This is a genomic window from Sphingomonas sp. SORGH_AS_0870 (genome assembly GCF_031453175.1).
GTDB lineage: Bacteria > Pseudomonadota > Alphaproteobacteria > Sphingomonadales > Sphingomonadaceae > Sphingomonas.
In genome coordinates this window covers 32,501-51,220 of the sequence record NZ_JAVIYW010000002.1, presented here as the reverse complement: position 1 = coordinate 51,220, position 18,720 = coordinate 32,501, and the positions used below count along the sequence as shown (strand labels likewise).

Below are 18,720 nucleotides of genomic sequence, written 5' to 3'. Positions count from 1 at the left end.
CAGGGGTAAACGTATTACAACAACGATTTTCGGCCGTAAGACTCGGTTCGTCGCAAAGACCCGTGCGGTTGCGGCAATCCAATCTGCCCAACATCAAGGTGCGTCTTGCCAATGCCCGGCAATCGCGGAAACCTCTTTGTCATGTGATCCGATGTCGATAATCTGCCGGCGGTTCAGCGCGCCGAGATCGAGCACATTCGCGAGGTGCTAATGCGCGAAAGCGCCATCGCGATCGGCGATCCGTCGTTGATAATCGACAGACCAACTATGTCCCGGCTTGAATAGCAGTTGCGTGGCTCACGTTAAGGAAAAACACAATGGCCGCCTTCGAAAATGCCGATCGCGTCTCGCAATGATCAGTATTGAGATGCGCAGGCGTCATTTCAAGGTAGTATTTTGAATGATTGCTTGCTTCGGAAGTTTTTTTCAAACCAGACATTGCAGTTTCCACCGAACTTTACAGCCTGGATTCGACTGAGGATCGCGAGCGCCAGGCTTTGAACTTAGCGCTTCCTTGTACTGAAGCGTACACCTGCCATCCGCAAATGACTTTTCTAGAAAGTGATCTGATCACGCAAATTCGTGCACACTGAAGAAGTTTGCGTCTGCGGCCTCCGCGAACTTCGCCCCCATCCGACGCGCCAGCCAGGCATCCGCCCGCGCGATGCCGTCGACCGCGTCCTCCGCCGGCTTGCCGTCGACGTGGATCAACTCACGCGGCGACATGCGGAAATGCCCACGCGATCCTGACCGAGGCAAGATCACGGCGCGGTTGCCCGCCTTGCTCAGCCAGAAGCGGCAGTCGGTCTGGACATAGCAGCCCTCGTCGCGCGGCAGGTAGACCGTGATCCCGGTCCGCCCGAACCGACCGTCCGCGGTGATCCCGAACTCGAGCGCGACGACGTCGGTGCCGGACAGGGCCGCTGTCCGTGCCATCTCGGTGCGCTCTTCTTGGCCGAGCGCCTCGCCACCCGTGACGACGACGCCGTCTTTCAGCTTGCGGTTGCCGAGCAGAAGCCGGGTCGCCGCAACGGTGTAGGCGCGGAGGATGGCGTCGTCGTGGTGGGTCATGGTCGCTTACTCCTGTTTTCGTCCCGCAATCCGGGATCGCCTTCATCTCCTTCCCATCAAGGCGGGCGGTCAGTGACCGACTCGCCACCATTTGATCGTGGGCGCGGCGACGCTGTCGATCGCGCCGCGCAGTTCGCGCAAGTCCTCCAGGCTGCCGCCGAACCGTTCGGCAGGCGCTGCGCCACCCAGTGCATCGAGCGGCAGGTCCAGCGCGTGGCGGATCGCGCGGCTGTCGTGGTTCAGCCGCCATTCCAGCCGTATCAGGATGTTGATGAACAGTCGCAGCCGCTCCACCCGAGCGGTGTCCAAAGGCGACCACAACCGACCGAGGTGGATCATGTCCTCCGCTTCGGCGCGGACGATGCCGAGCAGGCGCATGGCATGGGCGAGATCGATGCCATGGGTCAGCATGATCCGACCGGCGAGGTCAACCAGCACCGCGCCGGCCTCGTCCTGTGTGCCGGTCACCGGAAGCTCGCCAGATGATCGGCCCACATCGCCTCGACGATCGCCTGTCCGCGATCGTGAATCATGTCCTCGTCGTACAAGCCCTGGCGGATGCCGAAACCGGTTAGGCGCCTGGGCACGATCAGGGCGTGGGCATGGAGTGGGAAGGCGGCGTTGATCGTCCCCGGCGCATGCAGGATCAGGACGGAGGCAAGCTGTCGATCCCGGGCGAACCTATCGTGGAGGAAGGCGCGGGCGCGTTCCCAGCCGACATGAACCCGGTCGACGTCGCCGAGCGGTAGCGTCAGATAGGTCAGCAGCGCCTTCTCCCGCTCGACGGCATGTGCGTCCATCTGCCCCAACAGCGTCGCCGGATCGGCGAGGCTGTCGTCGGCGCCTGCGGGGAGGAGCACCTCGACCCGCTCGACGTTGGGCGACCATGCGGCGAGATCCGCGCCCGTGACGACGGGGCCGAGATGCGCCTTGCGATAGCCGAACTCCAGTGCGCTGTTGACCCGACCGGCATAGGTCCGACGCAGAACGGCAAAGACCGTCCCCGCCGGGGACGGCCCGGACGGGTTCAGATAGAGCCAGCTCTGCGGATCGGCGTCGGTCGGCGTCGGCCTGACCGGCAGCTTGCGGGGTTTGCGCGCGGCCATGTCAGCGTCCCCGCCGGTAGGTCACGATCCGCACGATCTCGGCGGCGGCGCGGCAGACCCCGTCGCAGCGCTCGTCCCAGGTGACGAAGGGCGGCGTCGTCTGCAGCGCCAGGCCATCGCCCCGGATCTCGACGAACGCGCCGGCCTGCTGCGGCACCAGCCACAGGCTGTCGTCACGCCGTCGCATGAAGACGAGGTCAGTCATCGTGAAGGGCCCGTCCGGCCCGACCAGCGCGACATCGACCGTGACCGGGTTCATCGTTTCCGGGAACAGCCCGGTCCGCACCAGCATGACATCGCGACCGAAGCGGGTGCAGGCATCCTCCATCTTCATGCCGAACAGCGGCGGATCGCAGGGGGTGGCGGCGATCAGGAGATTGGCCGAGGCGATGTCGAGCATGCCGACGGGCAGACCGGCCAGTGCGCCGATCGGCACCGGTGCTTCGTAGAGTGCGGTGAGCGGCAGCGACAGGACGCGCAGCGAGGGATCGAGCGACGGCTCGATCGGGGAGGTCAACATGTTGTGTACTTTCGGCGAGAGGATCACCGGCCCGGCCCGGGTCCGGATCAGGCCGCGTGCCTTTTTTCGTTCGGCCAGCAGCTTCGCTGCGCCCTTCAATTGCCTAGCTCTTGACCTTCCTGGCGGTATCGCCAATCAGGTCGGCATCGCGCGAGATCGCCTCAGACCGGCTTATCGCACTTGAATAGGCGAGAGCGGCTAAAACACTGGCTCAAAAGGATATTGGCGCGAAAAACGACTTGCGTGTGTTTTGCGTGAAAGCAACCGCCATTCACGGCCTGTTCTCGTCGCGTTCTTTCGCGTTTGCGTGCTCGGATAACGCAAAATCAACGACTTAGTCGGTCCCATCTTCGTTGACATCGCAGGGGTCGCAAGTTCAATCCTTGCCACGCCCACCATCGAAAACCCCGCTAGGCCAACGGCTTAGCGGGGTTTTTGTTATGCTGTGCGGATCGACTGCCCGCTGGCCGTTTTTGGCGGATCCTATCCCCATGAGGGGTTTGGCGCTTTGTCGCGTATAGTCCCGTCATGACCGATCCCATCGACCACGATCTCGCCCGCTTGTCGCGGGGCATGCCGCCCGCCGCGCTTGCGGATATGGAGCAGCGGGTCGCCGCGACGATCGCGGCGGCGCCCGCCCCTGTCGGAACGCTCTCGGCGCGGGGCATGGCGTTGGCGGCCGCTGTCGCCATGGTGCTGGGCCTGGCGGGCGGGGGCGTGATGGCCGGGCGGAGCGAGGCGCGCGAGCGGCCCGGGGCGGCGGTCGTCGCGCTGGGCGGGGGCCTGGCGCCGTCAACGCTGTTGCTGGGCCGGTGAGGGGCGAGATGCGCCGGGCGGTGCTGACCATGGTGATCGCCTTCGTCGCCGCGCTGGCCGGGGTGGCGATCGGATGCCGGTTGCTGATGCCCACCGAGCCACAGGCGAGCGACATCCATACGCTCGTCCATCAGACAATCGCGCTCGACCCGGCGCAGGCGGTGGCGCTCGACCGGCTGGAGACGCAGTTCGCCGCCACGCGCGCCGCGCTCGACGCCCGGCTGCGCGGCGACAATGCCCGGCTGGCGGCGGCGATTGAGGCCGAGCATCGCGACGGTCCCCGTGTGACCCAGGCGATCGACGCGGTGCATCACAGCATGGGCGACCTGCAAAAGGCGACGCTGGCGCATGTCTTTGCGATGCGCCGCGTGCTGCGGCCCGACCAGGCGGCGACCTTCGATCGGCTGGTGGTCGCCAAGCTGACCGATACGGGGCGGTGAGCCGCGATTATGCGGGCTTGTCCGACGGCGATCTGGTCGCGCTGGTGCGGGGCGGTCGGCCCGAGGCCTATGCCGCGATCGTCGCCCGGCACAAGGCGGCGCTGTATCGCCTGATCCTGGCGCATGTCCGCGACGCCGAGGAGGCGCTGGACCTGGTGCAGGAGAGTTTCGTCGCCGCCCACGGCGCGCTGGCGCGGTTCGATACGACGCGCAGCCTGCGCGCCTGGCTCAGCCGGATCGCGCTCAACAAATGCCGCGACTGGGCACGGCGGCGGCGGGTGCGCGCGATGATCGCGCGTTTCCTGCCGGTCGAGGCGGCCGAGGCGGTGGCCGACGACCGGATCGGCGGCGAAGCGGCGGCGATCGAGCGCGACTCGCTGGCGCGCACGCTGGCCGCGCTGGACACGCTGCCCGAGGCCTTGCGCGCGCCGCTGATCCTGTGCGCGATCGAGGGGCTGAGCCAGGCCGAGGCCGCCGAGGCGCTGGGGCTGAGCGTGAAGGCGGTCGAACTGCGCATCCGCCGGGCCCGTGCCGAACTGCGCGACAAGACCGGGTGAGGGGCGCACGCCGGGCCTGCGTATAAGGGGGCATGATCGATCCGAAGACGATGATGCGCCGCCGCGATCTGCTGGCGGGGGCGGCGGGGCTGGGCGCGCTGGTCGCGGTGCCGGGCTGGGCGCAAAGCCATGCGCATGGCCTGGATATGGCACGCCCCGAGCTGAGCGGCCCCGACATCACCCTGACCATCGCGCGCCAGCACATGATGATCGACGGCAAGCCCTATCACGCGATCGGCATCAACGGCTCGGCCCCGGCGCCGCTGATCCGGCTGCGCGAGGGGCAGCGCGCGCGGATCACCGTCGTCAACCAGCTGGACGAGGAAAGCTCGATCCACTGGCACGGGCTGCTCCTGCCCTTCCAGATGGACGGGGTGCCGGGGATCAGCTTTCCGGGCATTCCGGCGGGCGGGCGCTTCACCTATGAGTTTCCGGTCGTCCAGGCGGGGACCTATTGGTATCACAGCCATTCGGGGTTGCAGGAGCAGGAGGGGCTGTACGGCCCCATCGTCATCGATCCCGCCGGACCCGATCCGATCGTTGCCGAGCGCGAGCATGTCGTCCTGCTGTCCGATCACAGCGCGCTGCATCCGCATGCGATCTTCCGCCGCCTGAAATTGCAGGGCGGGTATTTCAACTATCAGAAACAGACCATCGGCGGATTGCTGGCGGGGCGCGACCAGCCCCTGGCCGAGCGGCTGCGCTGGGGCGCGATGCGGATGGACCCCAGCGACGTGTCGGACGTGACCGGCTCGACCTATCGCTATCTGGTCAACGGCCATGGCCCGGCGGACAATTGGACCGGGCTGTTCGCGGTCGGCGAGCGGGTGCGGCTGCGGCTGGTCAATGCGTCGGCGATGACGATCTTCAACATACGGCTTCCGGGGCTGGCGATGACCGTCGTGCAGGCGGACGGGCAGGATGTGCGGCCGGTCGCGGTCGACGAGCTCCAGATCGCGGTCGCCGAGACCTATGACGTGATCGTCACCCCGGTGGAGGACCGTGCCTATACGCTGGTCGCCGAGACCTGGGATCGGTCGGGCATGGCGCGGGCCACGCTGGCGCCGCGGATCGGCATGGTCGCGCCGGTGCCGCCGCTGCGCCCCCGGCCGCTGGCGACGATGAAGGATATGGGGATGGGCGGGATGGACCAGGGCGCCGCTGCCTGCTCGCCCGAACATGCCGCGATGGGACATTGCCAGCCCGGCGGGGGGGCGCCATGGATCATGGTGCGATGAAGCACGGCATGCGCGACTTCGCCAACGCGCCCGGCCTGCCGCGCACGCCGGTCGTCCAGACGGTTTCGCCGATGCCGGTCGACCGCACCGGCGAGCCGCCACAGGGGCTGGCCGATGCCGGGCACCGGGTGCTGACCTATCGCGACCTGGCGAGCACCCGGCCCAATCCCGATCGCCGCACGCCCTCGCGCGCGCTGACCATCCATCTGACCGGCAATATGGAGCGCTATATGTGGGCGTTCGACGGGGTGAAGCTGAACGCCGTGACCGCGCCCATTCCCTTTCGCCTGAACGAGCGGGTGCGGGTCACGCTGGTCAACGACACGATGATGGCGCACCCGATCCATCTGCACGGCCATTTCTTCGAGTTGGTGACCGGGCATGGCGATCATGCCCCGCGCAAGCATACGGTCAATGTCGCGCCGGGGGGCACCGCGACCTTCGACCTGACCGCCGATGCCGAGGGGGACTGGGCGTTCCACTGTCACCTCCTCTATCACATGCATGCGGGCATGATGCAGGTGGTGACCGTCCGACCCGATCCGGCGACGAAGGGAGATGCGGCATGATCCTGCTGTCGCTTCTGCTCGCCGATCCGATGATGCAGCATCAGGGCATGGCGATGCCCGGCATGACGATGCCGATGGCCGACCCGAAGCCCGCCGCGCTCCGCAAGCCGGGCAAGGCCAGGCCCCGGAAAAAGGCCACTCGCGCTCCGCACGCCGCGCTGGGCCAGGCCGGAATGGCGCATCATGCCATGGAGCATAAGGCGGCGGCTTTGGCCTGCGCCCCCGAGCATGCGGCGATGGGCCATTGCCAGGCGACTCCGGCCATGGAAGCAAGTGCGGCCGATCCCGCCGCGATGCCCGGCATGGCGATGGGGGCGGTGGCCTGTTCGCCCGAGCACGCTGCGATGGGCCATTGCAAACCCGCACCGGCGGCCGAAACCCGCGCAGCCGATTCCGCCGCGATGCCGGGCATGGCGATGGGGGCGGAGGCCTGTCCACCCGAACACGCCGCGATGGGCCATTGCAAACCCGCACCGGCGGCCGAGACCCGCGCCGCTGATCCCGTCGCGATGCCGGGCATGGCGATGGGGACGGAAGCCTGTTCGCCTGAACATGCCGCGATGGGCCACTGCCAGCCCGCTGCCACCCCGGCGGCATTGGTGGGCCATGCCCCGCCGCCGCCCGCACCGAGGACGCGCGCGGCGGATCGCTTCTACGACCCCGCCGTCATGGCCGCCGCCGACCGCCGGATGCGGGCGGAGCATGGCGGCATGGCCTTTCACCAGATCCTGTTCAACCTGGCCGAGGTCCAGGTCCGCGACGGGCGCGACGGCTATCGCTGGGACGGGGAGGGCTGGTTCGGCGGCGACATCCACCGGCTGGTGGTCAAGAGCGAAGGCGAGGGGGATTTTGGCGACCGGGTCGGCGCGGCGGAAGTGCAGGCGCTCTATGCCCGCGCGATCGATCCCTATTGGAACCTCCAGGCGGGCGTGCGGCAGGATGTCGGCAGCGGGGTGCGGCGCACCTATGCGGTCGTCGGGGTCGAGGGGCTCGCCCCCTATTGGTTCGATGTCGAGGGCGCCTTGTTCCTGTCGGACAGGGGCGATGTGCTGGCCCGCGCCGAGGCCTGGGTGGACCAGCGGATCACCCAGCGGGCGATCCTGCAACCGCGCGTCGAGGTCAATCTCGCCGCGCAGGACGTGCCCGAACAGCGGATCGCGGCGGGCGTCTCTGATATCGAGCTGGGTCTGCGCCTGCGCTATGAGATCGCCCGCGAATTTGCCCCCTATGTCGGGGTGAACTGGGAACGCCGCTATGGCCCCGCCCGGGGCAGCGGCGCGGCGCTGGCGCTGGGCATCCGTGGCTGGTTTTAGGGCTGGATCGCCATTTAAGATTGCATCTTCTTCCCTCTCCCCTGGACAGGGGAGAGGGTTAGCGGAGCTTGCCAGCGTGCTGGCTAGCGCAGCTTGGGTGAGGGGTTGAGCGAGCCCAAAGGCTCGCGCGCTCGCAAGGCGAGCGCCCACCCCTCACCCAGCTCCGACTAAGCCTTTGCTTTCGCAAAGACCAAGTCTGCGCAACCCTCTCCCCTCTGCGAGGGGAGAGGTAAGAAGGCATCTTGGTCGCGGCAGACCGGCGTAGGGTCAGCCACGGTCGGGCCATTCGGTATCGATGACCAGCAACAGCCGGTCCTCGCCACTGCCCGCGATCGGGGGGGAGCGGTGGATGATCGCCCGGTCGCCCGCGCGCTCGCGGCCCTTGAACAGGCCGACATCGCCCGGCGCCAGCGCGCGGGGCGGGGACTGTGGGTCGGCGCCATGGGGCAGCCACTGGGTCGCCTGCCCGCAATAGGTGGTGATCATCCGCAGCGCGACATAGTCGGCATGGAATTTCCAGCAGCCATTGCCCGTCACCCGCTCGATACGGACCTCGACCCGGTCCTCGCCGGTCAGCGTGGCATAAAGCCGGGCCAGCGTCTCGACATCGCGGGCGAGCCCGTCATGCCAGTCCTGTGGAACCGCATCCGCCAGCGCGGCCCGCACCTTCGCCGCGACCGATCCGGCATCGGCCGCGAAGCGTAGCGCCGGAAACTCCGCCAGATCGGGCCGGGGCAGCGGCGACGCGCGTTCCCATATCGCCAGCGTCACCGCCGGATCGTCGATCGTGCCCAGCACGCCGGAGTCGCGTCCCAGACGGACATGATCGGGGAGGGCGAGGGGTGCGGCGTGGAGCAGGTCGAGGGAAGGGGACAAGGGCAGGATCCTCGGCTGAATGGTATGATGTATCGTACCACGCCGTATCCATTGGCGAAAGATGCCGCCGCTCCAAAGCAGAAGGGGGCGGCACCCTGCGGCACCGCCCCCTGTTTTCGAACGAGGATCGTCCGGTATCAGCCCGCGTCCTCGTCGGGGAAGGCGTTGGTCGGCTTCGAACCCCAGACCGCGTAGAACAGGATGTAGAGCTCGCACACCGCGGTCAGCAGGAACGACTGCTGCAACCCGTAATGATCGGCCAGCCAGCCATGCACCGCGACCAGCGCGCCGCCCGCGATCGCCATGATCAGCAGGCCCGAGCCCTCCTCGGTCAGCGGGCCGAGGCCGCGAATGCCCAGCGTGAAGATGGTCGGGAACATGATCGAGTGGAACAGGCCGACCAGGATCAGCGACCACATGGCGATGTGACCATCGGCGAACACGGTGACCAGCATGGTCAGGAACGCGCCGATCGAGAAGACCGCCAGCACCGCACCCGCCGGCACCTTCTGCATGATCGCCGAGCCGACGAAGCGCCCGACCATCATCCCGCCCCACAGCAGCGTCAGGTAACGGCCCGCCGCCTCGGTGGTCATGTTGCCGATGTCGGGGCGGCTGACGAAGTTGACGAACAGGTTGCCCACGCCGATCTCGGCGATCAGGTAGATGAAGATCGCGCCGATGCCGAACACCAGGTTGCGATGCTTCCACAGCGAATGGTTCTTGCGCTCCTCCTTGGCGATCCGGCTGGTCGCCGAACCCATGGCGGGCAGCGGGAAGCGCGCGATGACGAGCGCCAGGACGACCAGAACGATCGCGACCAGGCCATAGGGCAGGACCACCGCATGCGCATCGGCCAGGCGCTCGGCCTGGGTCAGCGCCTCACCGGCCTGCGCCGTGCCGCCCTTGGACCGGCCGAGGATCAGATAGGCGCCGAACAGCGGGGCCAGCATCGTGCCCATCGAGTTCATCGCCTGGACGAGATTGAGGCGCGACGACGCCGTGTCCGCCGGGCCCAGCACCGCGACATAGGGGTTGGCCGCGACCTGGAGCAGGGTGATGCCGCTGGCGATCACGAACAGCATCAGCAGCGTGACGCCATAAGAGGGCAGCGACGCCGCCAGCATCATGCCGACCGCACCCGCCGCCATGATGAGCAGGCCCGTCACCAGCGACTTCTGGTATCCGATCCGCTCGATCAGCTTGGCCGAGGGGATGGAGGCGAAGAAATAGGCGATGAACCAGACGCTCTCGATCAGCGACGCCTGGAAATAGCTCAGCTCGAACACGCTGCGCAGGTGCGGCAGCAGCGTCCCGTTGATGACCGTGATGAAGCCCCACATGAAGAACAGGCTGGCCAGCAGCGCCAGTGCGGAGCCGTATCTGCCCCCTCCCGCGGCTGGCGACGCGCCGTTGGCGCGGGAAACGACGGGTGCGGCCATGCAATCCTCTCCTTCGGACCGGTAATCTCGCGAAAAACTGTTCGCAGACCGGCTTGCTCCTGATATTTTGTCTGACTATAGTGACGCAAAAGGCGCGTCAATGGCGTCTGGCGACGAAAGGGTGAGGCATGTCGAGGGCGTCAATCAAGACCTTTTTCACGTTGGTAGCGGTAACGTCCGTAATGAGTTCGACTGCGGCCCTGGCGGGCGAGGCGAAACGCGCCCCCGCCGGGCAACTGGCCGATGGTGCCGCGATCGAGGCGGTGACCCTGACCAACAAGGCCGGGCTGTCCGCGCGCGTCCTGACCTATGGCGCCACGTTGCAGTCGGTCATGGCGCCCGATCGCGACGGCAAGCTGGCCGACGTCCTGCTCGGCTATGACAAGGCCGATGATTATGTGAACCATCCCAATTTCTTCGGGGTGACGGTCGGCCGCTTCGCCAACCGGATCGGCGGCGGGCGCTTCACGCTCGACGGGCGTCCCTATCAGTTGACACTGAACGACAAGGTCAATTCGCTGCACGGCGGGACCAAGGGCTTCGACAAGCATCTGTGGCGCATCGTCTCGATGAAGGACGGCCCGACCGCCAGCGTCGTCATGGCGCTGACCAGCCCCGATGGCGACCAGGGCTATCCGGGCAAGGTCGATGCGACCGTCACCTATTCGCTCGACGAGGCGGGGGCGCTGACCATCGCGTTCGAGGCGAAGACCGACAAGCCGACCATCGTCAACATGACGAACCACGCGATCTTCAACCTGAACGGCGAAGGCTCGCCTTTGGGTGCGACCTTCCACAAGCTGACCATCCCGGCGACGACCTATACCCCGGTCGACGCCAAGCTGATCCCGACCGGCGAGCGTCGTCCGGTCGCGGGCACCGTCTTCGACTTCCGCAGCCCGCGCGTGGTCGCCGACGGCATTCGCGACGGCAACGACCAGCAGATCCGCTATGGCCAGGGCTACGACCATAATTTCGCGCTCGACAAGGGGCTGACCGCGACGCCGCAGCTGGCGGCCCGGCTGGAGGACCCCGCCTCGGGCCGCGTGCTCGAGGTGCTGTCGACCGAACCGGGCGTGCAATTTTACACAGGCAATTTCCTCGACGGCACCTATGTCGGCAAGAAGGGCCATCTGTACCGCATGGGCGACGGCATCGCGCTCGAGCCGCAGAAATTCCCCGATTCGCCCAACAAGCCCGATTTCGTCTCGCCGCGCGTCGATCCCGGCAAGCCCTACCGGCATACCATGATCTACCGCTTCTCCACCGTTCGCTGACCGAAAGCCTGACATGACCGACACGCCCAAACTGCGCAGCCGCGCCTGGTTCGACAATCCCGAGAATATCGACATGACCGCGCTCTATCTGGAGCGGTATCTGAACTTCGGCCTGTCGCTGGAGGAGCTTCAGTCGGGCAAGCCGATCATCGGCATCGCGCAGACCGGCTCGGACCTGTCGCCCTGCAACCGCCATCATCTGGTGCTGGCCGAGCGGGTGCGCGAGGGCGTGCGCGAGGCGGGCGGCATCGTCCTGGAATTCCCGGTCCACCCGATCCAGGAAACCGGCAAGCGTCCGACCGCGGGCCTCGACCGCAACCTGGCCTATCTGGGGCTGGTCGAGGTGCTGTACGGCTATCCGCTCGACGCCGTCGTGCTGACCATCGGGTGCGACAAGACGACCCCGGCCGCGCTGATGGCCGCCGCCACCGTCAACATCCCGTCGATCGCGCTGTCGGTCGGGCCGATGCTCAACGGCTGGCACAAGGGCGAGCGGACCGGCTCGGGAACCATCGTCTGGAAGGCGCGCCAGATGCTGGCGGCGGGCGAGATCGACGATGCGGAGTTCATCCGCCTGGTCGCCTCGTCGGCGCCGTCGACCGGCTATTGCAACACCATGGGCACCGCGACCACGATGAACTCGCTGGCCGAGGCGCTGGGCATGTCGCTGCCCGGCTCGGCCGCGATCCCCGCGCCCTATCGCGATCGCCAGGAAGTCGCGTATCTGACCGGCAAGCGCATCGTCGAGATGGTGAACGAGGACCTCAAGCCCTCCGACATCCTGACCAAGGAAGCGTTCCATAACGCGATCAAGGTGAACTCGGCGATCGGCGGCTCGACCAACGCGCCGATCCACCTGGCCGCCATCGCGCGCCATATCGGCGTCGACCTGCCCGTGCAGGACTGGGAGACCGAGGGGCACAAGATCCCGCTGCTGGTGAACCTGCAACCGGCGGGCGAATATCTGGGCGAGGATTATTACCGCGCGGGCGGCGTGCCCGCCGTGGTCAACCAGCTGATCGAGCAGGGGCTGATCCACGAGGGCGCGATGACCGTCAATGGCAAGACCATGGGCGAGAATTGCCGGGGCGTCGCGATCGAGGACGAGAAGGTCATCCGCCCCTTCGCTCAGCCGCTGAAGGAAGAGGCGGGCTTCATCGTCCTGTCGGGCAATCTGTTCGACGCCGCCGTGATGAAGACCAGCGTGATCTCGGAGGAATTCCGCGAGCGTTATCTGTCCAACCCCGACGATCCCGATGCCTTTGAAGGCCCGGCGGTCGTGTTCGACGGGCCGGAGGATTATCACCACCGGATCGACGATCCCGCGACCGGCATCACGCCGCAGACGCTGCTGTTCATGCGCGGCGCGGGGCCGATCGGCTATCCGGGCGCGGCGGAAGTCGTCAACATGCGCCCGCCCGCCTATCTGATCACCGAGGGCGTGCACTCGCTGCCCTGCATCGGCGACGGGCGTCAGTCGGGCACCTCGGGTTCGCCCTCGATCCTGAACGCCAGCCCGGAAGCGGCGGCGATGGGCGGCCTTGCGCTGATCGAGACCGGCGACCGGGTGCGCATCGACCTGAACAAGGGCACCGCCAACATCCTCATCTCCGACGAGGAACTGGCCGAGCGTCGCAAGACCCTCGCGGCGGCGGGCGGGTATAAATATCCCGCTTCGCAGACCCCGTGGCAGGAAATCCAGCGTTCGGTGGTCGGCCAGATGTCGACCGGCGCGATCCTGGAGGGGGCCGAGAAGTATCAGCGCATCGCCCAGACCCAGGGCCTGCCGCGCGACAACCACTGATCGGGTACTGGCCGGAACGGTCAGGCCGGGCGGGTCCATCCCGTCCGGCCGCCCGGCGGGGGACCGACCCTTTCGTCTAGCTGTTCTCGAGCCAGGCCAGGGCGGCGTCGTAGGACAGGAAGGCGTCGATATTGGGCAACTGGTAATTCTGCCGGACCTGCATCTTCAGGGGGCTGGAATCGACGACCAGCGCCAGCCGGTCGCCGGGCCGATAGAATGCCATGATGCCGTCGCGCATCACCTGGACCATCGTGATCGGCATGATGGGGGTGCCGCGTCGATCGACCAGCACCCTGGCATGGCCCCACTGCGCGCGCGATGCGTCGAGGAAGGGCTGGAAGCAGGCCCAGTAACGGTCGGCGATCTCGATGGTCCACGCGGTTCGCGTCCGGACCTGAATGATGAAGCGGTCGTCCAGCCAGACGGAGAATCCGGGGTCGTCGATTCGCATGGTCCTGTTCCCCCCTCCGGCACCAGATGGCATGGCGTCGCTGTCCAAGTGGTTAAAACCAAAATGGACCCATTGGGAATGACCCAAATGTCGCTATGGCGATGACGGCTGGACGACGGCGAGCGCCTCTTGACCTGAACCGGGCGGCACTCGATACCGCTAACAAAAATCGCGGAGAGTAAGACATGGCAAGCAATTCCACTCCTCTGATCGATGCCCTGCCCGAGGATTGGCGGACGGGCCGTTTCGTCGGCCGTATCGATCGCGGCGAGGGGCCATGTCCTATTTTGGTGCAGGGCGGGGAAGTTTTCGACATGAGCCGCGTCGCCCCGACCGTTTCGGCGCTGATCGCGGCCGGTACGATCGAGGCCGGGCAGGGGGAATCGCTGGGCGATCTGGGCGACCTGAACCTGTCCCCCGAGCAAGGCGCGGCCAATCGCCTGCTCTCGCCGATCGACCTGCAATGCGTGAAGGCGGCGGGTGTGACCTTCGCCGTGTCGGCGCTGGAGCGGGTGATCGAGGAGCGCGCGCGCGGCGACCATGCCAAGGCGGCGGGGCTGCGCGCCACGCTGGAACAGGCGCTGGGCGGCAATATCCGCTCGGTGGTGCCGGGCTCGCCCGAGGCCGCGCAACTGAAGGACGCGCTGATCGCCGAGGGGCTGTGGTCGCAATATCTGGAGGTCGCGATCGGCCCGGATGCCGAGATCTTCACCAAGTCGCCGGTGCTGTCGACCGTGGGCTGGGGCATGCCGGTCGGGGTCCGTTCCGATTCGACCTGGAACAACCCGGAGCCCGAGGTGGTGCTGGTCGCCGACGCGCATGGCAAGGCGGTCGGCGCGACGCTGGGCAACGACGTCAACCTGCGCGATTTCGAGGGGCGCTCGGCGCTGCTGCTGGGCAAGGCGAAGGACAATAACGCCTCCTGCTCGCTCGGGCCGCTCGTCCGGCTGTTCGACGACGGCTTCACCATGGACGATGTCCGGTCGAGCGAGGTCAAGCTGACCATCACCGGCGCCGACGGCTATGTGCTGGAAGGCGCCAGCTCGATGGACCAGATCAGCCGCGATCCCGAGGACCTGCTGGGCCAGGCGCTCAGCGAGCATCATTATCCGGACGGCCTCGTCCTGTTCCTCGGCACGCTGTTCGCGCCGACCCAGGACCGTGACGAGCCCGGTCGCGGCTTCACCCACAAGGTCGGCGACACCGTCGTCATCGCCAACCCGCGTCTGGGCACGCTGGTCAACCCGGTGATGACCAGCGCCGACGCCCCGGCCTGGACCTTCGGTCTGGGCGACCTGATGCGCAACCTGGCCAAGCGTGGCCTGTTGTGACGGAGACTCAAGACATGTTGCAGAAGACCAGCGCCGCCGATCTGGTCGCGCGCTATCCCAGCCTGACCGACAAGCGGGTGATCGTGACCGGCGGCGGCTCGGGGATCGGCGAGGGGCTGGTCGAGGCGTTCGTCGCGCAGGGCGCGCGCGTCGCGTTCGTCGACATCGCCGAGGAGGCGAGCCGGGCGCTGGTCGAGCGGCTGTCGGGCGATGCCCGCCATGCGCCGATCCATCGCCGCTGCGACCTGACCGATCTCGACCATCTCAAGACGATCTTCGCCGAGCTGGAAGAGGCGCTGGGCGGGGTCGACATCCTGGTCAACAATGCGGGCAATGACGACCGCCACAGCATCGCGGACGTGACCCCGGCCTATTGGGACGAGCGGCTGAACGTCAATCTGCGGCACCAGTTCTTTGCCGCGCAGGCGGTGATCCCCGCGATGAAGCGCGCCGGTGGCGGCGCGATCCTGAACTTCGGGTCGATCAGCTGGCACCTGGGTCTGAACGACCTCGTCCTCTACCAGACGTGCAAGGCCGCGATCGAGGGCCTGACCCGCAGCTTGGCGCGCGACCTGGGCCGCGACAATATCCGTGTGAACACCATCGTGCCGGGCAACGTCCAGACGCCGCGCCAGGAAAAATGGTACACGCCCGAAGGCGAGGCGGAGATCGTCGCGGCCCAGTGCCTCGACGGGCGCATCCAGCCCGCCGATGTCGCGGCGCTGGTGCTGTTCCTGGCCTCGGACGATGCCAGGATGTGCACCGGCCACGACTATTTCATCGACGCCGGTTGGCGCTGACAGACCGGGCGAGAGCATAGGAGAGAGTGATGCAGCAGGCCGAACATTGCCTGACCGTGGGTGCGACGCTGGGTGAGGGCCCGATCTGGGTCGACGGCCTGCTGTGGTTCGTCGATATCAAGCAGCAGCGCATCTATGCCCATGATCCGGTGGCGGGCACGCTCGACCACTGGGACTCGCCCGAAATGGTCGGCTGGGTGGTGCCGGCGCAGCGCGGCGGATTCGTCGCCGGGCTGAAGTCGGGTCCGCATCACTTCGATCCCGCGACCGGCGGGTTCGAGCGTATGGCCGAGGTCGATACGCATCTCCCCGCCAACCGCCTGAACGATGCGTGCGTCGACGGGCAGGGGCGGATCTGGTTCGGCACGATGGACAATGACGAAACCGCGCTGTCGGGCCGCCTGTTCAGCTGGGTCGCGGGACTGGTCTCGCCGTCCAGCGCCGATGCGGTGTGCATCACCAACGGTCCCGCCATCTCGCCCGACGACTCGACGCTCTATCATGTCGACACGCTGGGCAAGGTCATCCTGGCACATGCGATCCTGGCCGACGGCACCCTCGGCCCCGCGACCGAGTTCGCGCGCTTCGGCGATGCGGACGGTCATCCCGACGGCGCGATCTGCGATGCCGAGGGCGGGGTGTGGGTCGGCTTCTATGGCGGCTGGGCGGCGCGGCGTTACGGCCCCGACGGGGTGATGACCGACGAGGTGCGCTTTCCCGTGTCCAACATCACCAAGATCGCACTGGGCGGCCCCGACGGCCGCACCGCCTATGCCACCACCGCGCGCCAGGGCCTGTCGGACGAGCAACTCGCCGAGCAGGTCCAGGCGGGCGACATCTTCACCTTCCGGGTCGCGATCCCGGCCAAGCCGCTCCACCGCGCGGCCTTCTGACCTCCATCTTCGAACCCGGCGTCTCGGGTGGCCCGCTCCTGAACGGGGGCGGGCCTTCTTATCCTTCCATCGCGCTGCGGGTATCCTCCAGCGCCAGATCGACGAGCAGCCGCATGGCCTCTCCTGCGCCCTCGACATCGCCCGCAGCGATCGCGTCATAGACCTTCACATGGTCGGGCACCGGATTGCGGGGCAGCGCGCGCGACCGCTGCTTGAACTGGGTGGTCCAGGCGACCGCCGCGCCGATGCTGGCGGTCAGCACGACCAGCGCGTCGTTGCGGGTCGCGGCCAGCACCGCGTTGTGGAATTCGCGGTCCGCCGTGCGCCCCGCCTCGGTCGCCAGCGTGTGGCGGCGCATCGCGGCCAGCGCGTCGCGCATCTCCTTCAGGTCGGCCTTGTCGCGTCGTTCGGCCGCCAGCCGCGCGGCGGCGGGCTCGACGATCGACCGCAGCTCGAACAGGCTGCGCACGAACTGGATGTCGGGTTCGCCCGAAAAGGCCCAGGCGAGCACATCGGGGTCGAGCAGGTTCCAGCGGTTGCGCGGCAGGACGCGGGTGCCCGTCTTGGGGCGGCTTTCGACCAGCCCCTTGGCGCTCAGCACCTGCACCGCCTCGCGATAGGCGCTGCGCGACACGTCGAGCGCCTCGGAAAAGGCGACCTCCCCCGACAGCGTGTCGCCGGGGCGATATTCGCCCGACACGATCGCCGCGCCCAGCTTGTGCGCGATCGCGCCGTGCAGACGGCGGCCGGTGCCGCGCCGGGTCTTGGGTGCGGGAACCTCGGAATCGGCCGGGGACTCGACCGGGGAATCGACCAGGGGTTCGGGCGCGGCGTCCCCGTTCGTCATCATGTCATCCATCGATCGTACCTCTCCGCCCCTATCCTCGCGCATTACCTTTAACATTGCCATCGCTCCGTCAAACGAATATGTCGGAGTAATATAAAGGAGCTTCCCCTATGACCGATTTCCGCTCGATCGACGCCGCCACCGGACAGCCGGTGGGCGACGCCTTTGCGGTGCACGGACCGGCCGATGTCGATGCGGCCTGTACCGCAGCAGAGGAGGCGTTCGACGTCTATCGCGCCACCAGCCGCGAGGAGCGCGCCGTGTTCCTCGACAGGATCGGTGCCGAGATCATGGCCATTGGCGACGATCTGATCCAGGCGGCGATGCGCGAAAGCGGTCTGCCGCGCGCGCGTCTGGAGGGCGAGCGCGGTCGCACGGTCGGCCAGCTCGGCCTGTTCGCCAAGGTGCTGCGCGCCGGGGCCTATCTCCAGGTCCGTGTCGACCCCGCCCTGCCCGACCGCCAGCCGCTGCCGCGCCCCGATCTGCGCCTGCGCATGGTGCCGCTGGGCCCGGTCGCGGTGTTCGGCGCGTCCAACTTCCCGCTCGCCTTCTCGACCGCCGGTGGCGACACCGCCTCGGCGCTGGCCGCCGGTTGCCCGGTGATCGTCAAGGGCCATCCTGCCCATCCGCAGACCGGCGCGCTGGTCGCCGCCGCGATCGAACGCGCGGTCGAGGCCTGCGGTCTGCCCAAGGGCGTGTTCGGTCATCTGACCGGCCCCAGCAACGAACTGGGCGGCGCGCTGGTCCGTGATCCGCGCATCGCCGCGGTCGGCTTCACCGGCTCGCGCGCGGGTGGCCTGGCGCTGCTGAAGATCGCGCAGGAGCGGCCGATCCCGATCCCCGTCTATGCCGAGATGTCGAGCATCAACCCGGTCGTGCTGATGCCCGAGGCGCTGAAGGCGCGCGGCGCGGCGCTGGGCACCGCCTTTGTCGGCTCGCTGACCATGGGCGCGGGCCAGTTCTGCACCAATCCGGGTCTGTTGCTGGCGATCGAGGGCGAGGGGCTGGACGGCTTTGTCGAGGCGGCGCGCACCGCGCTGACCGAGGCGGCGGCGCAGACCATGCTGACGCCCGGCATCCACGCCGCCTATACCAAGGCGTCGGAGTCGCTGGCGAGCCACGACAAGGTCGAGACGGTTGCGCAAGGAAAGGTGGGCGAGGGCGTCACCGCCGGTCGCGCCGCCTTCTTCCAGACCACGGCCGAGGCGTTCCTCGCCGACGAGGCGCTGGGTCATGAGGTGTTCGGCGCGTCGTCGATCCTGGTCCGCTGCCGCGACGAGGCCGAGCTGATCGCGGTGCTCAAGGCCGCCGAGGGCCAGCTGACCGCGACGATCCAGATGGACGAGGGCGATACCGATATGGCCGCGCG

General features: G+C 67.6%; 18 protein-coding genes and 1 pseudogene (1 of these 19 running past the window's edge). 11 read left to right on the top strand and 8 right to left on the bottom strand.

Annotated elements, in window-relative coordinates; all coding sequences use genetic code 11:
- Positions 1-570: 570 nt before the first annotated feature.
- The 4 genes from QE363_RS00625 to QE363_RS00610 form a co-directional block, all read right to left on the bottom strand.
- On the bottom strand, positions 571-1,071 hold the full coding sequence (locus tag QE363_RS00625) for a hypothetical protein (RefSeq protein ID WP_309690733.1): 501 nt from the start codon (positions 1,069-1,071) through the stop codon (positions 571-573).
- 69 nt (positions 1,072-1,140) lie between these two features.
- On the bottom strand, positions 1,141-1,539 hold the full coding sequence (locus QE363_RS00620) for a hypothetical protein (protein ID WP_309690731.1): 399 nt from the start codon (positions 1,537-1,539) through the stop codon (positions 1,141-1,143).
- Entirely contained in the window at positions 1,536-2,177 is a 642-nt protein-coding gene (locus tag QE363_RS00615) for a hypothetical protein (RefSeq protein ID WP_309690729.1), read from the bottom strand. Before QE363_RS00615 ends, QE363_RS00620 begins: the two co-directional genes overlap by 4 nt.
- A 1-nt stretch (position 2,178) precedes the next feature.
- Positions 2,179-2,697 carry a hypothetical protein gene (locus tag QE363_RS00610; RefSeq protein ID WP_309690727.1) on the bottom strand — a complete coding sequence of 173 codons (519 nt, stop codon included), beginning with the start codon at positions 2,695-2,697 and terminating at the stop codon, positions 2,179-2,181.
- Positions 2,698-3,225: 528 nt separating this feature from the next.
- Between QE363_RS00610 and QE363_RS00605 the strand changes: the two genes are divergently transcribed.
- The 5 genes and pseudogenes from QE363_RS00605 (at position 3,226) to QE363_RS00585 (ending at position 7,630) form a co-directional block, all read left to right on the top strand.
- Positions 3,226-3,513, top strand: a complete 288-nt coding sequence (locus QE363_RS00605) for a hypothetical protein (RefSeq protein WP_309690725.1) — start codon at positions 3,226-3,228, stop codon at positions 3,511-3,513.
- Positions 3,514-3,521: 8 nt separating this feature from the next.
- Positions 3,522-3,953 (top strand): periplasmic heavy metal sensor, encoded by a 432-nt coding sequence (locus QE363_RS00600; RefSeq protein WP_309690723.1) that lies wholly within the window; start codon positions 3,522-3,524, stop codon positions 3,951-3,953.
- The gene (locus QE363_RS00595) at positions 3,950-4,510 is read left to right on the top strand and encodes an RNA polymerase sigma factor (protein ID WP_309690721.1); all 561 of its coding nucleotides are present in this window, start codon (positions 3,950-3,952) and stop codon (positions 4,508-4,510) included. The genes QE363_RS00600 and QE363_RS00595 overlap by 4 nt, the downstream gene beginning before the upstream one ends.
- Before the next feature lie 32 nt (positions 4,511-4,542).
- A pseudogene (locus QE363_RS00590) lies at positions 4,543-6,317 on the top strand (copper resistance system multicopper oxidase).
- Positions 6,314-7,630, top strand: coding sequence for a copper resistance protein B (locus QE363_RS00585; protein WP_309690719.1), 1,317 nt, complete (start codon positions 6,314-6,316; stop codon positions 7,628-7,630). Before QE363_RS00590 ends, QE363_RS00585 begins: the two are co-directional and overlap by 4 nt.
- Before the next feature lie 267 nt (positions 7,631-7,897).
- On the opposite strand, the gene QE363_RS00580 is transcribed toward QE363_RS00585, so the two are convergent.
- Entirely contained in the window at positions 7,898-8,506 is a 609-nt protein-coding gene (locus tag QE363_RS00580; RefSeq protein WP_309690717.1) for a DUF1826 domain-containing protein, read from the bottom strand.
- Positions 8,507-8,643: 137 nt separating this feature from the next.
- Positions 8,644-9,948, bottom strand: a complete 1,305-nt coding sequence (locus QE363_RS00575; protein ID WP_307101306.1) for a sugar MFS transporter — start codon at positions 9,946-9,948, stop codon at positions 8,644-8,646.
- 182 nt (positions 9,949-10,130) lie between these two features.
- Between QE363_RS00575 and QE363_RS00570 the strand changes: the two genes are divergently transcribed.
- Positions 10,131-11,225, top strand: coding sequence for an aldose epimerase family protein (locus tag QE363_RS00570; protein WP_309690713.1), 1,095 nt, complete (start codon positions 10,131-10,133; stop codon positions 11,223-11,225).
- Between the two features lie 13 nt (positions 11,226-11,238).
- Positions 11,239-13,029 (top strand): IlvD/Edd family dehydratase, encoded by a 1,791-nt coding sequence (locus QE363_RS00565; protein ID WP_309690711.1) that lies wholly within the window; start codon positions 11,239-11,241, stop codon positions 13,027-13,029.
- Positions 13,030-13,105: 76 nt separating this feature from the next.
- On the opposite strand, the gene QE363_RS00560 is transcribed toward QE363_RS00565, so the two are convergent.
- Positions 13,106-13,480 carry a hypothetical protein gene (locus QE363_RS00560; protein ID WP_309690709.1) on the bottom strand — a complete coding sequence of 125 codons (375 nt, stop codon included), beginning with the start codon at positions 13,478-13,480 and terminating at the stop codon, positions 13,106-13,108.
- 185 nt (positions 13,481-13,665) lie between these two features.
- Between QE363_RS00560 and QE363_RS00555 the strand changes: the two genes are divergently transcribed.
- From QE363_RS00555 to QE363_RS00545, 3 genes are read left to right on the top strand one after another with little or no spacing between them, the layout of a single operon-like run.
- Positions 13,666-14,811, top strand: a complete 1,146-nt coding sequence (locus QE363_RS00555) for a fumarylacetoacetate hydrolase family protein (RefSeq protein ID WP_309690707.1) — start codon at positions 13,666-13,668, stop codon at positions 14,809-14,811.
- A gap of 14 nt (positions 14,812-14,825) precedes the next feature.
- Positions 14,826-15,611, top strand: coding sequence for an SDR family oxidoreductase (locus QE363_RS00550; protein WP_309690705.1), 786 nt, complete (start codon positions 14,826-14,828; stop codon positions 15,609-15,611).
- Positions 15,612-15,640: 29 nt separating this feature from the next.
- Positions 15,641-16,504: an SMP-30/gluconolactonase/LRE family protein gene (locus QE363_RS00545; RefSeq protein WP_309690703.1), complete on the top strand. Its 864-nt coding sequence runs from the start codon at positions 15,641-15,643 to the stop codon at positions 16,502-16,504.
- A 58-nt stretch (positions 16,505-16,562) separates the two neighbouring features.
- Here QE363_RS00545 and QE363_RS00540 read toward each other — a convergent pair whose 3' ends face one another.
- Positions 16,563-17,354: a FadR/GntR family transcriptional regulator gene (locus QE363_RS00540; RefSeq protein WP_309690701.1), complete on the bottom strand. Its 792-nt coding sequence runs from the start codon at positions 17,352-17,354 to the stop codon at positions 16,563-16,565.
- Positions 17,355-17,461: 107 nt separating this feature from the next.
- On the opposite strand from QE363_RS00540, the gene QE363_RS00535 reads away from it, so the two are divergent.
- Positions 17,462-18,720 carry the 5' portion of an aldehyde dehydrogenase (NADP(+)) gene (locus tag QE363_RS00535; RefSeq protein ID WP_309690700.1) on the top strand. It continues 265 nt past the right edge of the window, so 1,259 of the gene's 1,524 nt are visible here — the first part of the coding sequence; the start codon lies at positions 17,462-17,464; its stop codon lies off the right edge, out of view.

Bases quoted from the DNA above. Each gene is read 5' to 3' on its own strand.
- QE363_RS00625 (WP_309690733.1), bottom strand. From the start codon at position 1,071: ATGACCCACCACGACGACGCCATCCTCCGCGCCTACACCGTTGCGGCG.
- QE363_RS00615 (WP_309690729.1), bottom strand. From the start codon at position 2,177: ATGGCCGCGCGCAAACCCCGCAAGCTGCCGGTCAGGCCGACGCCGACC.
- QE363_RS00610 (WP_309690727.1), bottom strand. From the start codon at position 2,697: ATGTTGACCTCCCCGATCGAGCCGTCGCTCGATCCCTCGCTGCGCGTC.
- QE363_RS00605 (WP_309690725.1), top strand. From the start codon at position 3,226: ATGACCGATCCCATCGACCACGATCTCGCCCGCTTGTCGCGGGGCATG.
- QE363_RS00600 (WP_309690723.1), top strand. From the start codon at position 3,522: ATGCGCCGGGCGGTGCTGACCATGGTGATCGCCTTCGTCGCCGCGCTG.
- QE363_RS00585 (WP_309690719.1), top strand. From the start codon at position 6,314: ATGATCCTGCTGTCGCTTCTGCTCGCCGATCCGATGATGCAGCATCAG.
- QE363_RS00575 (WP_307101306.1), bottom strand. From the start codon at position 9,948: ATGGCCGCACCCGTCGTTTCCCGCGCCAACGGCGCGTCGCCAGCCGCG.
- QE363_RS00570 (WP_309690713.1), top strand. From the start codon at position 10,131: ATGAGTTCGACTGCGGCCCTGGCGGGCGAGGCGAAACGCGCCCCCGCC.
- QE363_RS00565 (WP_309690711.1), top strand. From the start codon at position 11,239: ATGACCGACACGCCCAAACTGCGCAGCCGCGCCTGGTTCGACAATCCC.
- QE363_RS00560 (WP_309690709.1), bottom strand. From the start codon at position 13,480: ATGCGAATCGACGACCCCGGATTCTCCGTCTGGCTGGACGACCGCTTC.
- QE363_RS00555 (WP_309690707.1), top strand. From the start codon at position 13,666: ATGGCAAGCAATTCCACTCCTCTGATCGATGCCCTGCCCGAGGATTGG.
- QE363_RS00550 (WP_309690705.1), top strand. From the start codon at position 14,826: ATGTTGCAGAAGACCAGCGCCGCCGATCTGGTCGCGCGCTATCCCAGC.
- QE363_RS00545 (WP_309690703.1), top strand. From the start codon at position 15,641: ATGCAGCAGGCCGAACATTGCCTGACCGTGGGTGCGACGCTGGGTGAG.
- QE363_RS00540 (WP_309690701.1), bottom strand. From the start codon at position 17,354: ATGATGACGAACGGGGACGCCGCGCCCGAACCCCTGGTCGATTCCCCG.